The organism is Caballeronia sp. GACF4 (assembly GCF_023631025.1).
Lineage (GTDB): Bacteria > Pseudomonadota > Gammaproteobacteria > Burkholderiales > Burkholderiaceae > Caballeronia.
In genome coordinates, this window is sequence record NZ_JALQDW010000019.1 from 1 (window position 1) to 15347 (window position 15347).

Annotated in this window: 11 protein-coding genes and 3 pseudogenes; 5 read left to right on the forward strand and 9 right to left on the reverse strand. The window is 53.8% G+C overall.

Annotated elements, in window-relative coordinates; all coding sequences use genetic code 11:
- Together NCR40_RS19035 and NCR40_RS19040 are read right to left on the reverse strand one after the other, a co-directional pair.
- Window positions 1-764, reverse strand: a 764-nt coding sequence (locus NCR40_RS19035; RefSeq protein ID WP_250510354.1) for a Tar ligand binding domain-containing protein, incomplete at its 3' end; no start/stop codon positions are given.
- Between the two features lie 133 nt (window positions 765-897).
- Window positions 898-3039, reverse strand: coding sequence for a putative bifunctional diguanylate cyclase/phosphodiesterase (locus NCR40_RS19040; RefSeq protein ID WP_250510304.1), 2142 nt, complete (start codon window positions 3037-3039; stop codon window positions 898-900).
- Here NCR40_RS19040 and NCR40_RS19045 point away from each other — a divergent pair.
- The 3 genes and pseudogenes from NCR40_RS19045 to NCR40_RS19055 all read left to right on the forward strand — a co-directional run bounded on the left by NCR40_RS19045 (window position 3038) and on the right by NCR40_RS19055 (window position 6415).
- Window positions 3038-3214, forward strand: coding sequence for a hypothetical protein (locus NCR40_RS19045; RefSeq protein WP_250510305.1), 177 nt, complete (start codon window positions 3038-3040; stop codon window positions 3212-3214). The genes NCR40_RS19040 and NCR40_RS19045 overlap by 2 nt on opposite strands.
- Before the next feature lie 431 nt (window positions 3215-3645).
- Window positions 3646-3930, forward strand: a pseudogene (locus NCR40_RS19050) (hypothetical protein); the annotation flags it as partial.
- A 292-nt stretch (window positions 3931-4222) separates the two neighbouring features.
- A complete protein-coding gene (locus NCR40_RS19055) occupies window positions 4223-6415 on the forward strand; it encodes a hybrid sensor histidine kinase/response regulator family protein (protein ID WP_250510306.1) in 2193 nt (730 codons plus the stop codon).
- Window positions 6416-7172: 757 nt separating this feature from the next.
- Here NCR40_RS19055 and NCR40_RS19060 read toward each other — a convergent pair.
- Both NCR40_RS19060 and NCR40_RS19065 read right to left on the reverse strand, forming a co-directional pair.
- Window positions 7173-8329 (reverse strand): annotated as a pseudogene (locus tag NCR40_RS19060) (IS3 family transposase).
- A gap of 685 nt (window positions 8330-9014) precedes the next feature.
- Window positions 9015-10946, reverse strand: a complete 1932-nt coding sequence (locus tag NCR40_RS19065; protein WP_250510307.1) for a putative bifunctional diguanylate cyclase/phosphodiesterase — start codon at window positions 10944-10946, stop codon at window positions 9015-9017.
- A gap of 99 nt (window positions 10947-11045) precedes the next feature.
- Here NCR40_RS19065 and NCR40_RS19070 point away from each other — a divergent pair, with 99 nt between their 5' ends.
- Window positions 11046-11489 carry a hypothetical protein gene (locus tag NCR40_RS19070; RefSeq protein ID WP_250510308.1) on the forward strand — a complete coding sequence of 148 codons (444 nt, stop codon included), beginning with the start codon at window positions 11046-11048 and terminating at the stop codon, window positions 11487-11489.
- Window positions 11490-11618: 129 nt separating this feature from the next.
- Here the strand turns inward: NCR40_RS19070 and NCR40_RS19075 are convergent, their stop codons facing one another.
- The 4 genes and pseudogenes from NCR40_RS19075 to NCR40_RS31325 all read right to left on the reverse strand — a co-directional run bounded on the left by NCR40_RS19075 (window position 11619) and on the right by NCR40_RS31325 (window position 13888).
- Window positions 11619-11930 carry a hypothetical protein gene (locus tag NCR40_RS19075; protein ID WP_250510309.1) on the reverse strand — a complete coding sequence of 104 codons (312 nt, stop codon included), beginning with the start codon at window positions 11928-11930 and terminating at the stop codon, window positions 11619-11621.
- Between the two features lie 235 nt (window positions 11931-12165).
- On the reverse strand, window positions 12166-12993 hold the full coding sequence (locus tag NCR40_RS19080) for a transposase family protein (protein ID WP_250510310.1): 828 nt from the start codon (window positions 12991-12993) through the stop codon (window positions 12166-12168).
- Between the two features lie 145 nt (window positions 12994-13138).
- Window positions 13139-13384 (reverse strand): annotated as a pseudogene (locus NCR40_RS31320) (ATP-binding protein); the annotation flags it as partial.
- Between the two features lie 102 nt (window positions 13385-13486).
- Window positions 13487-13888, reverse strand: coding sequence for an ATP-binding protein (locus NCR40_RS31325; protein WP_284507806.1), 402 nt, complete (start codon window positions 13886-13888; stop codon window positions 13487-13489).
- A gap of 51 nt (window positions 13889-13939) precedes the next feature.
- On the opposite strand from NCR40_RS31325, the gene NCR40_RS31490 reads away from it, so the two are divergent.
- A complete protein-coding gene (locus NCR40_RS31490; RefSeq protein WP_350029310.1) occupies window positions 13940-14032 on the forward strand; it encodes a glutathione S-transferase N-terminal domain-containing protein in 93 nt (30 codons plus the stop codon).
- A gap of 601 nt (window positions 14033-14633) precedes the next feature.
- Here NCR40_RS31490 and NCR40_RS19090 read toward each other — a convergent pair.
- The gene (locus tag NCR40_RS19090; RefSeq protein ID WP_250510311.1) at window positions 14634-15119 is read right to left on the reverse strand and encodes a hypothetical protein; all 486 of its coding nucleotides are present in this window, start codon (window positions 15117-15119) and stop codon (window positions 14634-14636) included.
- Window positions 15120-15347: the final 228 nt, after the last annotated feature.

Consider the following 15347-nt stretch of genomic DNA (forward strand, 5'->3'; position numbering starts at 1 on the left):
GCAATACCCACGACGAGCGAGATGAAGCCAACGGTACGCACGGTTGCGTAGCTGCTGTCGTTTTCCTCGTCCTGGCGAGCCGCGTCGATGAGTTGAAATTCCTTCAGCTTCTTGAAGGCATCGCTCGTGCGATTGTAGGCATCGGGCACATCTTTCTGTGCATAGCGAATGATCTCGGTCTGATCGCGTTTCTCGATGGCGGCGCCAAAACCTTCGAGCGCTTTGCGCATTTGAGTGCGGCCTTCAACCACGTCCTTCGCGAGGACGTCTTCATCTGCGCCACGGGGGATGACATCGTACTTTTTGTACCACTCATCCGAATCGGCCAACGCTTTTTCTGCGCGCGCGCGCAAATCGGCCGATTCGGTGCCGTCGCGGTCAAGTGCAAAGCGGTCGAGGAGCACGCGTGCGCGGTTTAGGTACACATCCGAGACACCCAGCGCGTTGACGGAGGGCAACGTGCTCAGACTCACATCTCTTGCGGATGCTTTGATCGTCGCCATGCCGTATAAACCGATGCCCACGGACAAGCTGAGCAGCACCCCAAGGAGGATCATGGTAAGCGCGAGCCGCGCGCGGATAGACAGACTCTTCATTTTGAATTTTTCCCAATTGTTCAGTTGCGAAGTAAAGCGAAATACAAATTTATATGGCCTGCGCCGTGTCGACGTGTTATCGGCATGTGGTGGAAAGACTGTAATAAGTCGTATGAATTTTCTCCAGCAGAGACCACCGTAGCAAATTGCGGCGATCCGAAGATGCACCGACAATCAAGGCTCAAAGTCCCTGGCAGCGCAACGTGAATCGTGAGAGCGTCGAGGCACTCACGCAGCGATAAGCAGCGCTACCTATAGCGAAGGTCAACGCAGTGCAGATGGCTTGAACATGGATCGCTACTTAACCAGATCGAGCGAGCAATTTGCGAGCTCCTTCGTTCTCACTGAGAACTGCTGGCACTTGCGCATAGGAGGTTGCTTTACCAAAAAGGTATCCTTGACCAAAGCTGCACCCGCGAGCTCTCAACGCGCTCTCTACGTCTTGCGACTCTATCCCTTCTGCCAAGGTTCGCAGGCCTAGACCGTCTGACAGATTCAAAATGGCATCGACGATCTTTTCGTGCTCAGGGTTAGACAGCATTGTTAGCACGAACGACTTGTCGATCTTTACCTTGTCGAACTTGAGTTCGCGCAGATGGTGCAAACTGGAATAGCCGGTCCCAAAATCATCCAAAGAAACTTTGATCCCTAACGCCCGAAATTGATCGATGGCAGACTTCGCGGCGTTCAAGTCATCCACTAGGGCAGATTCAGTCATCTCAATTTCAAGCCTTCTCGGAGAGAAATCTTCCTGCTGTAACACTGTGACCATTTGCGTCGGCAGAAGTGGATCGGCAAGCTGTAGTGGTGAGACATTTAAGGCTAAGACAATATGGTTCGGCCAGTCTTGGGCATGCCTGCAGGCGCGACGAAGCATGGAAATCGTAAACGGCGTCGCAAGTCCTAAGCGTTCAACGACGGGGATAAAAATCTCGGGCGACACGGCTCCTCGTCTTTCGTCCGTCCATCGTGCCAGAACTTCAAATCCGTAGATACTATCGCCTTGTAGGTCAACCAAAGGCTGGTAATAAGGTTCGATAAGCTCCTTGGCCACTGCGTTCCTTACGTCGGCTTCTAATTGAGCCTGAACCTGCATTGCCTCGCGCATGCTTTCTTGGAAGAACTGAAATGTCCCTCGGCCACTGCTCTTCGCGGCATACATCGCCGCGTCGGCCGACCGAAGGAGGGTGTCTGCGTCGACGCCATCCCGACCGTAGCGTGCAATGCCAATGCTGCCACCAACCTCGATCTGACAATTGTCGACTGTGACAGGCAATGAAATAACTGCAAGCATTCGTGCAGCAAGCAAGCCGGCATCTAAGTCTTCGTCCATATGCCCAAGCACGGCAAACTCGTCGCCGCCTAGACGGGCCACGATGTCGCCTTCACGAGTTTCGCCGCGCAGGCGTTCAGCAATCTTGCAGAGCACAGAGTCGCCGGCGGCGTGCCCATGAAGGTCATTCACCGGCTTGAAGCGATCCAGATCGATCACATATAGAAAATGGGCGCGTTTCGATGCGTCTTCAGATGAAAGACTGTTGATGCGTGCCGATACGAATCCACGATTGAAGAGTCCAGTCAAGGAGTCATGACGCGCGATGCGTGCAGCCGCTTCCTCTGCCAGCTTGGTCGCAACGTAGGCGTCACGCAGCGCATCGGCGTGCTGTCGGAAACATTCGAACGCTTTCGCAAGTTTTCCTATCTCATCACCTCTATGTGCTGACAAAACGCTCACGTGACCGTTACCCGCCGATAGTTGGGTGAGCGCCTCGGTGATCTCGTTCAGCGGACAAAAAAGGAGCTTATCTAAGCGTCTAATGAAGAACACGGTAACGACGCATACCAACGACCCGATGACAATGACGGAGACGGATAGAAGATTGGATGTCGTTGAGATATGGCCCGTGTCGCTGTGGGCAGCGTTGGCGTTTGCATTAATAAGCAAATCGAGGGCTTCGTCGGCCGCGACATATAGCGCTTGCGTTTCGCCAACGAAATCAGCATGCCAGCGTAGATTCAGATCAGCGTCGCCTTCCCATGCAAGTTCTGCCGCTTCATAGGCGTGCAATGCTGCGAAAGCGGCTTCGGCCTGTGCCAAACTACGCGATGGCGCGCTTTCGAGGAACGCTCGTTCGCTGATTGCTAACGTTTCTCGGTGTTCTCCTGCTTTGGTCTTCGCATTTACGCGCGCCTCGCGCGAATTAGACAGGACGAGCAATGCCTGAGCAAGCCGCAACTCTGTTACGCGGTCGCTCATCTCGCCCAAGATTCGAGTGTTTGCTATCCAAGTGTCGTCGATGCGGTCAGCATCGCGGGCAATGCGCATCAAATTGAGGCACATCACACTGAAGGCTAAGAAAAAGAGAACCGTGGTAGTACTTGCGAAAAAAACAAAACGGTACCGACTTGAACTTGCAAGTCTCTGCATCAACGTGTTTCTCATGATTTCAACTCTCAGCGCGCTCACCGTCATCAAACAGCGGCTTTTCTTTTATAGTGGACGCAAGGCAGCAACAGCGAAGAAACCGATCGAGTTCATCGACCGCCCGGATGGTTGCCCTCAGCGCATGTACTGCACATTTGTTGCCGTTGTCCTCAATCGCCGGCGAAGCTCGTGAAGCTCATGAATAACGTCGCCGACGTAATAGCGGACATCACGCGATTCCATTTCTTGGTAACATACGCACGGTGTCCAGTCACGCTTTTCTGTTTCTACCATGCTGCCCCCGTAGTGTTTTTATGGCCTTATAGGTACCGGCCCCATGTGGGGCGGCGCGGGCACTGTTTTCCCCTATTTTCGGGCCAACCTAGCTAGTTGGAGTACGCCGAAATCGACCAGTTGCGCCTAGTCTTAAGTCAATAACGGACGCGGAGCCGAAAACTTTTGTATGCCGACCAAAAAATGCCGCCATCAAATGCTCTTAGGGAGAACTTTTTACGGAGTGGCGTCAAAGACGTCTCTGGGCTGATCAAATTATTGTTTTAATTAAGCGAATAAGAGATTGACGGTAATTTCGCAGGTGGCATTAAGCACCTACTCATTAGATTGCCGTTGGCGGCCATTCGAGGTGACCGCTCTGACAACGCTTTGGTTCGATCATCAACGGTTTGCACAGGGCTGAACTGATTTGCCGCCGCATTTGGAGAACGCGCGAATCTGTTGGATTGGCAACGTTCGACTCGGTAGCTTGAATTTGATCATCATCGGTTGATGGAACCATTCGGCGAAAACCCGCCCGCCGAAGCCGAGGCAAACTATTATGGAACCTCGAAGCAGCGGCCGCTGAAGCTGCATCAATGCAGCCGAGGCAGCCGAGGCAGCCTGCAATTTTAGTGCGGTGCAGTTTTTCGCTTAGCACTAAAAAAGTAGGCACGTAGCGCCCGATTCCACAAGTGAGGGTTTGGCCCGCCTTTACGTTATTCGAGGCAATAATAATACTCAGCTTACGCTGTATATCCGGCAGACGTTACAGTTATCGTCATTAGGGTTTATACGGTCTCAGACGACAATTCGCTTATACACCTTTAGGCATGTGCAACCGGTTATTAGCGGGAGGGTCAGGTTCCTACGCCCAAGCAAACGTTTGCGAAAGCCGGTGTTTTTTAGCCTAAGAAGGAGCGGGACCGTGTCGAATTCGTCAAAAAGAGACGCCGTATCAACAAATCAATTTGCATTTCCCCCATTGAATTTTCGCGCCGCACGGCGCCGGCTTCGGGTAGCCCTGGCGGCCTCCGTTGTCGTTCCATTGGGGCTTCTTCTCCTATACGCCTCGTACACATACCATCGAACTTTGGAGGAAGAATCAGCGACGTTGAATCGGTTTGCATGGATTGCGGAAGGAAAAGTCACAAACCTATTTGATCTTAATTGGCAATTGATCGAACGGGCCGAAAATTCAATCGGCCAGCGGGACTGCCACGGTATATCACAAGACGTTGCCTACTTGCATGCTGTCCTGGCATCGTTGGTATCAACTCACCCACAAATCGCAACGCTATCGATAGTCGATGCCAATGGAAAGCTGATAGTTAGCAGCCGGTACTTCCCTACTCCAACAGTCTCGATCGGCGCTCGCCAAGACTTCATCTCGACCCGCGCAACGCTAAGTCGTTTCTTTATCTCGCTTCCTCAACGGAGCCTAGTCCAAGGCATCGATATCGTTAGCTCGTTATCCGCGAGAGTTGGGCATGACGGCCGTTTTCTTGGCGCCATCGTTATATCCTTGCGTCGCGATTACCTCCTGAGATTTTATACGGAACTTCACGCGGAGCATTCTGCTGTGACAGTGGGTCTCTATCGGGACGACGGAGGCATTCTTGTTCGTTTCCCGCCTCCGCTAGTTCCTGACCCGCCAACGACCCACGACATTCTTGCAAAGGCTTTCGCTCAAAACCCTCGGCGTGACATCCTGAAAATCGATTCGCCACTGGACGGGAAACCAAAATTGATTTCCTATCGGAAAGCAGGCCCATACCCCGTGTATGTTTCGGCGGGCCTTGCCATGCAAGACATCATTCGAGATTGGCTTCGTGAGGACATGTCCATTGTGCTCGTTGCGCTAATACCTTGCATCTTTTCTTGGGTGCTTATCCTCTTTTCTCTTCGGCGGCTTCAAGCGGAAGAGTCGTCGTGGCGCAACTGGCGGCGCGAATTAGGTCGTCGTCAGACCGCGGAAGTAGCCGCACGTAGGATGCAACGTATGGGAGCTCTTGGAAATCTCGTCGCCAGCGTTGCCCACGACTTCAACAATTTGCTAATGGTCGTAACAGCAAACATGGAGATCGTGCGTCGCAAGGGGTACAAGGGTGTGAAATCAGAAGTCGACGCAGTCGAGCGCGCATCGACGACGGCCCGTGCCCTTGCTCGTCGGCTGATGAGCGTAGCGCGTCGGGCGCCGCTGCGAATCCAAACGATACTTCCGAGCCAATGGTTAGCCGAAACGAATCCGCTCGTTAGATCCAGCCTACGCGACGACGTAGCGTTGCACATAAGCGCTTCAGATTCGGTATGGATGATCGCGGTAGACGCGTCAGAATTGACGTCCGCGCTAATCAACATTGCGGTTAATGCCAATGATGCAATGCCGCATGGGGGCTGTTTTTCAATAGGATGCAATAACGTAACGTTTGCAACGTCTCGGCATGGCTTAACTGCGGGCGATTATGTCGAATTCATTTGTGAGGATAGCGGCACAGGGATGGCGCCAGAAGTGCAAAGTCACGCTTTTGAGCCGCTATTTACCACCAAGCCTGCGGGCATTGGCACAGGCCTTGGACTCGCCCAGGTCGCAGCGATGGCCGAGCAGGGGGGCGGTACGGCGCGAATTGAGTCAACCGTAGGACGTGGCACGGTTGTATTTTTCTACTTGCCTCGTGCGAACGAAGAAGCAGTGGCGCATACACGGACGCAGGCAACTGAGCCTTGCTCATTAACCGCCGAGTCTAACCATTCTCGCCCGATCCTTTTGCTTGTTGAAGACAACGAGGAGGTCGCTGCTGGCCTGCTCGCGGTGGTCGATGTATTAGGATGGAAAGCGCGCCATGCGCCCACTGGCGATGCTGCGCTTGAGGTTTTGAAGGAGGATTGTGCGTTTGACCTTATCCTGTCCGATATTCAGATGCCGGGCACATGTGACGGCATTGGACTCGTTGAGTGGATAAAGCAATGGCGCCCAACTCAAGCAGTTACGTTGATGACAGGCTATGCCGAGCATATAGAGAAGGCTCGACAGCTCGGGGTAGCCGTACTGTCCAAACCGTTCAATGCAGACGATTTAGCCACACTGTTAAGCAGTATCAGACCTACAAAAGTTGTTTAGGATGAGAAACGATGAACGAAATTTCGGCCTACGTTCTCGCGCCGGAAATATGCAAGTGTCGTCGATGAGGAAGGGCGTTTCGGGGCTGTTTTGGTTAAACTAATCGTCAGTGACAGTGTCGCAATCCCGAGTAGGCTGCCATAAGTCCTCCCCTTCATTAAAGGTGATTGCAACGGCGCGATCTCAGGATTTTTTGACCAGTTGCTGCCAGTGTTGCGTCGACCGAATAAGATAAAAACTTAGATGGAGAGCAGCTGCCGTCGAACTGTTAAGTACTTAAGGTGCGAGCAACACCCAAGCCGAAAGTACTTAGGACGCGTCGCCATCAAAAATGGTAAGTAAGACACCGGCCTCGCTAACAACATCGGTCCATCGCTGCATGTGGCGTCATTTCGGTCGCTAATCATGACTGTCGACGGTGGCTAGACAGAGGATTCGTTTTGATTTGAAGCATGAGCATCGACACATGAGTGGGGCGAACTGTTAAAATAAATTTAAGTTTTTGCCTTTTTGGCCGTTATAAGAGTAACTCTCAGGTCCTGTAACCCTCGGATTACAGGATCTTTCAAAGCTGCCGCTTGGCAGCTTTTTTTTGCTCGCAAGGTCGGGCCTGGCAGTTTGAGTCGCCTCCTAGTATCTCGCGACCGCCTGCAAGATGCTGCTCGAACCTGTGCGGACGACGCATTTGACCGTCCTTCACAGCGAACTTGGTGGACGGCTGAAGCGCCCCGGGTATCTCGAAACGGTTTTGCTGGAGTTACGCGGCCATTGACACTCCAGCGAGTTGCTCATAGTAACGGGCTTCCGTTTCGGCCGGAGGGATATTGCCGATAGGTCCAAGCAGACGTCGGTGATTGAACCAGTCCACCCATTCAAGTGCCGCCAGTTCGACGGCTCGCACGTTGCGCCATGGGCCACGATGATGAATGACTTCCGCCTTGTAAAGGCAGTTGATCGTTTCGGCAAGCGCGTTATCGTACTAATCGCCCATGCTGCCGACTGACGGTTCAATCCCTGCTTCGGCTAGGCGGTCCGTTTACGAATGGAAACGTAATGCGACCCGCGATCCGAATGATGTACCAAACGGTTACCTTCGGCTGGTCGCCATTCATGCAGCGCCTGCTCCAGCGCGTCCAGCACGAATTCGATACACGCTGAAATTGACACCCTCCAGCCTACGATGCGTCGCGCGAACACATTGATGATGAATGCAACGTAGGCAAAGCCTTGCCAGGTGGCCACGAACGTGAAGTCGGGCACCCATCGCGCGTTCGGCCGTGGCGCCTTGAATAGCCGCTGCATATGCTTAAGAGGACAAGGTGTATTTTTCTGGCTAACAGTGGTCGAATCGATCTGCCGCGCCGCACGCCCGCAGCCCGAGCCGCTTCATCAGTCGCTTAGTCATACACCGTGCGAGCTTGAATCCTTCGCGCAATAGCCGCCGCCAGACCTTGCGTGTGCCATATACGCGAAAGTTCTTCTCCCATACACGCCGGATATGCAGGCACAGTAGCGCATCGCGTTGCGCCCGCGGTGGCAGCCGACGCGGGTCAGCCCGCCGTCAATTAAGGCGATCATCACTCCGGTGCGCGGTCGAGCTCCGCCTGTGCGAAATACACCGAGGCCTTACGCAGAATTTCGTTTGCTTGGCGCAGTTTCCGGACCTCGCGTTCGAGAATCGCCGATTCGACCCTGCTGCTGCGTCGAGGACGCCGCCCGCAAAACACGCTCGCTCTCAGCCTGGCGAACCAAGTTTCGCAACGTCTCGCGCGACCAACCCGTCTTCGCAGCGATCGACTGGATCGCTTCCTCCTGCGTCGCGTATTCCGAACGGTGCTCAAACACTGTGCGATCCGCGCGCTCGCGCACCTCCGCCGAGTACTTCGGCGCCGTCTTCCTTTTTGCTTTGTCGATTTTTTCCACGACCCTATTCTCTCAAGAGTAAAAGGTCTCCGGCAAACCGGGACGCTTCATTTGCGCCCGTCGATGACGCCTTGCATTTCCAATAATTTACGAAGAAGCAATAAGCGCAACTTCATTAATCGCTCAGCTTAGTCGTTGTTGCTTAAGATCAGCTTTCGATCGCATCGAGCTCGGCATTTATACTGGGAAGCGAAACGAGGTTTGGAGCCAGATAACTAATGGTCACCTGTTACAACGAAGCCGCGCTGACCGTCTCAGCATCGACCGCCAATTAATCAGTGCAAGCAGTTCGACAACTCCTGCGGGCTCGCTACTTGTTTTTCGCTTTGATCATAGCCAAATTGTTCCGCCTGCACCGGCCCCTAAGACAATAGAGCTAGAAGAGCACCATACCGCCAATAACGGAGGGGAAGCAATTAAGCATTCGACGATGCCAAGTTCCTAATGGTCGACGATGAACGCTCCTTCCGCGATGGATCATGTCGTCGGCGCTGAGATATCCGTATGCTCAAGCACGACGGCGCATTTAAGTACTTTAACCACGACGTTCCTGCACGGCAATTCCCGAAATCGCGATACCCAAGACTGACCCAAAGCGAACGGCGAATTCAGCATGCTGAATTAGATGCCGTTGCTTAAGCTTTGGCTTGTTACCTTATGCCGACACTGCTGCAAATTAGGCGACTTTAGGCGTTGAAACAAGCGTCGTTTTCAAAAACTGGTCGATTTCGGTAGCCCGCATGGGTTTAGCATAATAATACCCTTGCACGAAAACCTCGCCCAAGGGACGCAGCGCGGTCAGTTCCTCGTGCGTTTCAACGCCTTCGACAATACAGTCAAGACCCATGTCTTTGCTGAGCGCGAAAAGCGACTTCACGATTTTGTAACTTGCCGGATTTCGATGGAGTTGTGTTACGAAGCTCCGATCGATTTTGATTTTGGTCAATGGGAGCGCGTGCAGATAGGAAAGACTTGAGTAACCCGTCCCAAAATCATCAAGCGAGACACCACATCCGAGCTTTCTTAGTGCGGTTGCGGCTTTTTGCACCCGCTCGAACGCTAATTCCTGGATGAATGCGGTTTCAGTGATTTCAAAGTCAATACGTGCTGGATCAACGCCACTTACTCCGATGATCCGAACAATCTCAGTTGTTTCGAGGTCCGAGCTGAGGTCGTAAGCAGACAGGTTAAAGGATAGGCGCAGCGCCAGCGGCCATGTCGCCGTTTCGGTCAAGGCCTTTTTCAACAAAGTACGCGTGAGATTGCTAACAATGCCCGCCCGCTCGGCGACCGGAATGAACCGAGAGGGCGCCACTTGCCCCAGTTTTGGGCTTGTCCAGCGTGCAAGTGCTTCAAAACCGACAGTGACTTGCGTCTGAATATCGACGATCGGCTGATACACAACTGCTAGTTCAGTCTCCACGTCCGCCAAGTGCAGTGCTTGTTCGATGCTTGCATCGGAGAAAATCGTCGCTTGGTGGTCCGCAGAGAAAAGTGCGGGGGTACCCCGTCGATTTTGCTTCGCGTAGTAAAGTGCGTAGTCGGCGTATTCAAAAAGCTTGCTAGCATCCGGCGCCATTTCGGGGAAAACCGCAAATCCAATTGTGCCGCCAATTTGGACGCGGAGATCGCCCAGCATAAATGGCTGGCGCAGCGCGTCGCATATGCGATTACCAAAATCGAGCACCGCCGCATCCGTGCCGACGTCGCTCAGGATAAGAGAGAATTCGTCGCCGCCTAGTCGGGACAGATAGACATGCTTGCCGCACGTGTCAGAAAGTCGCTGCCCGACTGACGCCAGTAGTTTGTCGCCCATCGGATGACCATAAAGGTCATTCACAGGCTTGAAGCCATCGAGATCGATGACTCCTAGCCCAAGACGGGCGCCCCGGACATTTGCGTTGCTGAACGCTCGATCGAGGGCCGAGAAAAACGCGCGCCGATTGGGCAATCCGGTGAGACTATCGTGATTTGCCAGTTGGAAATTTTCTGTCCGAGCCTCCACCATTCGGGTGAAGTCTCGATAGTGTACGAAAAGCACGGCTAACATTGCAATGCACACCAACGCGGTGTTAATCGCAATGGCGACGAAGACCGGATTATCGGATAACGCGAAGAAAATCACAAACGCACCGTTCACGATAATCGTTACGGTGATGGCGGCGGAACGCACGTGCATCAAGCAGAAAATTACCCCAATTACGGTGATCGCCATATAGAAGGCAACGTGCGCTTTCGCGTACGCATCACCGTAAGAAAACAGCGCCAGCGCCCAACCCGTGAACGCTGGAGCAATAATACTTGCTAGCCGATTGGTCCGCCGCAAGGCGCGATAAGCAAGCTGTGCGTCAGGGACCTTCCCAACCGACGTCATCCAGATCGCGATACGACCTATGCAGATGAGCGTCAACACACTCGGCGCCAAGCGGGTCATCCAAGAAGGCGCGCAGTACAGATGCGTGACTGCCAAGGCCCATGTATTAATCAAAAGGATCAAATACATGAGCGGAACCTGGTACGAAAGTACCTTGTACTGCTCGATCAATAGCTCGGGATTGTTTCGAGGGATCGAGGCAACGCTTTTTATCTTGCCGAGAGACAATGCCATAGCCCGCGCGTTGGAAATCGGAAGGTTAAACTAGGGCGAGAAAGTGGCACTCAATCGGCGATTCTTGGACGCTAAAATTAAAAAACATCCGAATTACGAATGCACCTTCCCGTGATGAAGCAGTTTACGGCGAAATTCAAAATAACTTTACAGTGGGACTCCAAAAATAAAATCGCGCGGGAATGTTCCCATTTGACCAAACCTTCACGCGATGTATTTTTACTTCCTATTGTAAGATCAAGTTCTTCCTTGGTCGTGCCGTTAAACCTTATGCGCTCGGGCAAGTCCTGCGCGCCGCACGAAACTGGCGCATCAAGAAATCGGCAGATTGACATGACAGATCACTTAACGCTCATTGAACGCGATATTCGAAACATGCAGATAGCTGTCGAGGCTCTGTGCACTTCTACGAAAAACCAGATGGCGCTTTCTGTCTGGCGATACCGTATCGAGTTATTGTTGGCATCAAGTCAACTATCGGCGATGCAGTTTTCGGAATTAGCACGGATGCTCGATTTGATCGACGCAAGCCGCACGGAATAGGTCCGTCGCTTCCGTCCACACGGCACTGGTATAAGGGAGGCGACGCTGGCCTTAGACACTGATCCTGTAAGGTATGCGTGTGTATGGCGTCAATTACTGTGGCCGCCGTGTTGCCTCACGAGAAGATTTTTACTCCAGCCGAATTGTCGTCTTCCGATTGTTTTGCGTTGAAGGTTGGCGCTGCGTAGCGGCGCCAACCTTCAACGCATCTGCGTCGCTCAGTATCCGGGTCACCAGTTCTCGTGCACGGTTTGATCTCCATGCTTTAACGCGGCGCTGCAGGGTGCGCAGTTGCGCACTGGAATACATAGCGGGTGCCAGCGCGACGAGGCGCTCGTGCAGTTTCCTTGCTGTAATGCCGGGCTCGGATTCGAGCCATTGCTGGATCGTCGGCCACGTGTGCTCGAACGGATCTTGCCGGTTGCGCCACGTATGGGGCACGCCGGCCTTTCGTTGGTGGGTTGGTATTACCTCACCGTCTTGCCACGCTGTTCCGAAGCTGACCCAAGAATTCTGCCAGAGCAACACGCTCGGGTATCTCTGTCTCGGCAGGTGGGATGCCGCGTTCACTGCAGGTCGCAACGTGCCGCTGTGCTTCACGCATCCGAGACAACAGATCCAGCGGGTCGAGCGCCCTGAATCGAGTTCGGAGTTTGCGTTTGGTTGTCGCCGGCACTTAGGCCGATCGTAGGACGCGCTCAAGCGGCGTCAAGGGCGATTCATAGTGCTTCGTCACCTTCGCGCCGTGACGTGTCTTGGATTTCAGCTTGAACGACGGTTGGAAGAAGTTAATGTAGAGCCGGAAAACCTGGTAAAGGGGCGCAAGGATTTCCGTGGCCTCCAAACCTTGCAGCCGTCCGTAGCCGACCAGGCGGCGAAGTATAGCGCCATTCTTCTGCTCGACCCATGCCTGGTCGTTCTTCTTGTAGGCACGCGACCGCGTAAGCTCGATACCCGTCGCTTTGCAGAAGTCAAACACCGTCTCGTTCATGAAAGCGGTATCGTTGTCGCAATCCAGACCGCGCAGAAGAAAAGGCAACGCACGGCGGACCTGCTCGATATACTCCAGAACGAATGCGCCGCTGCGAAACGGCATGGCCAGGCATTCGGTCCATCCCGTCGCGATATCCGTCATTACAAGCGTGTGTACGAGTTCGCTGTCGACTTTGCCGCCACCGCAATGCTGCACAAAATCGATCTCGAAATAACCGGGCAGTGGATTGTCCCAGTCTGAGAAGGTCCGGATCGGCACGGCACGGCGAATAGCACTGCCGACTCCGCTAGCGCGTCGGCGTTGGCCGCCAAAAGCCTGCTCGCGAACGGCGTGCAGCAGTCGATCAATCGTGGCGGCGCTGATCTGCTCAAGCCGCTGGTGGACGCCCTTCGATAGTGACAGGTGACCATGCCTTGTCATCGACTCGATCAGCGTCGGGATCAGCGCTTTGAGCCGCTTGCCGCAGATCCGGTCAGCGGGCTCCCAAAGGGTAATCAGCGCGGCGCGCACCTCATCGTCATAGTTATCTGGCGCTTCTCATTCCGGTCAGAACGGCGATAGCGCGCGCCGACTGCTTCAGTCAATTCTAGTCGTGTTGTCATGCTGAGCCGCCTGGTCATAAGTCGCTCCCGCCTGCATTCTGATGGGTAGCAACTTACATGAGGCAACGACTCAAAAAATTTGAGTCAATGCGTGGCGACACATAGTTGTCGCGCTCGAGTGCGTTTGCCTGTGCAGTCCGGCGACGGTAGCTCTCGACGTTCAGTCCGAACACGGTAGCGTGGTGCACCAGCCGGTCGATGGCCGCGATGGTCATCGCGGGATCTGGGAATACGGAGTTCCACTCGGAGAACGGCTGATTCGCGGTGATCAGAATCGCATACCGTTGAGCGATGAGTTCGAATAGACGCTGGTTTCGGCTTGGTCTCGATCAACAGGTCAAAGCGATCGAGCTTGTTGATCGCCGATTCAGTTGCAGGCTTTGTCGGGCGAGCGATGCCGGCTATCGGGTGTTCTTTACGCGCGCTGACGAACTTGTGCAACGTCTGCAGCCGATCAGCGCATGTCCGAGCCCGGCCGCTGCGTGCGACTTGCCGGCCCCCGGCGGCCCGAAGAGCAGCAAATTGGCACCTTTCTCAAGCCACGCATCACCTGCCGCGAGCGCTTGCAGATGAGGCTTCGATAGCATCGGTACCATGCTGAAGTCGAAGCACTCCAATGTCTTGCCAAGTGGCAGATGAGACTCGGTACGATGGCGCTCGATGCGCCGGCGCGAGCGGTCCGCCAGTTCGTGTTCAACCAGCGCCGACAGCAATCGTGTCGCAGGCCAGCCTTCCTTATCGGCGCGCTCGGCGAACTCGGGCCACAGCCGGGTGATCATCGGCAAGCGCAATTCGCCGAGCATCAGGCTCAGGCGTGCGGGGTCGGTGAAGGCGGAGCAAATGGTGGGCTTTAGTTGTCCAAGTTCGCTCGGCGTAGGCTGGTCCCTGTGCTCTTCGATGACGGAGCTTCTCTATGGGAGTCCAACCTCATCGTCCGCTACCTGTGAAAGCGGTAAATGGCGAGCGCCGTCTATTGCGATGAGCCATTGCAGCAGGCGCTCGAGGAGCGTTGGGTAGATTGGTGCGATCTGAACTCGGTGGACTCGTGACTTCTCTTCGGGGCCGTTTCAAACGACGAATGGCTTTATGCCTGAATTGCTTGACTCGCGTCTTGCCCGAGGGAGGCAACTGTGGGGAATGCTTGACCAGGCTCTTGTACAGAAAACGTACATCGGCGGATTCAATATTCAATCGCGGACGCATTGCATCGTCCCCATCTTGAATAGAACCACGCGGATTCTCCGGTTCAACGACCATATCTCGGCCATCCAAGGTCGTAAGAGCACGTGTGCCGGGCATGAGCCGAGAAGCGCTGAAGATGGCTATTTCGTCGCTACAAGTGCGCCAACTCCTACAGAAATATATATTGCAGGATCCAAGGGCCGAAACGCGAACATAAGCCTGTGCCACGTTCAGCAAAGAGTCGAGAGGCCAGTCTGGATCTAACCCGCTTTTCGCGCGTTTGTTGATAGTCGCTCTGTTGCACTAATGAAGGACAGCAAAACTACCTAGTGGCGTTTTTCCGTTTGATTAATACGCTTTGGCCAACTAATCTTCCCTGATTTCGCTTGGACACTCCTCGTTACGCCGTTGCCCTTGCTTCGCAACGAGGTGCTCGACCTTCTCTGATGCCGCGATTATCGCGTGCAGTCGGGTTTCCCGCATCTGGCGATCGTACTCGTTGATAACCAGCGTAAATTGATTGATTAGCGCGTCCGTGAATGCCCACACGCCACTCATTGCCCCGGTGTCCAACGCATCAAAGGCGCCTTTTCGAGCCTGTTGGATTAGAGGCAGCGGCAATAGACCATGGCCGGCTGCCGTGATCATCTCGCACATGAGTGAGATTGAAGCCATGTTCATAACGGTGGCTCTATCTCCTCGACCTTCCCGCATCGCTTGAAACGACAGGCGCGCTTGTAAGCACAACTGGTCAGACTCCGGCTGCTTTAGAGGCAGATACAACTGCTTTTTACGGCGCGATTGCACGGTTCTTGATTCGGACGATCTTTGACGCTTTTTCAATACTGGCATGGTCGTCAGCGGATGGCAAAGAGCTCGATAATAGGTCGAAAAAAACGCCGGTGCGCAGTGCACAAATATCTGGATGGATAGTGCGCAACATTGTCTAGGCAACAATTTGTTTGAGTTGTCGTGGTTAGTCCACGTTTCGCCTAAACGATGATCAGCGCGGCTCGTAATGCTATGGGGTTTCTATCGTAAATATCTATCGATCATTCAAGCCTGATAATCGTATATTAT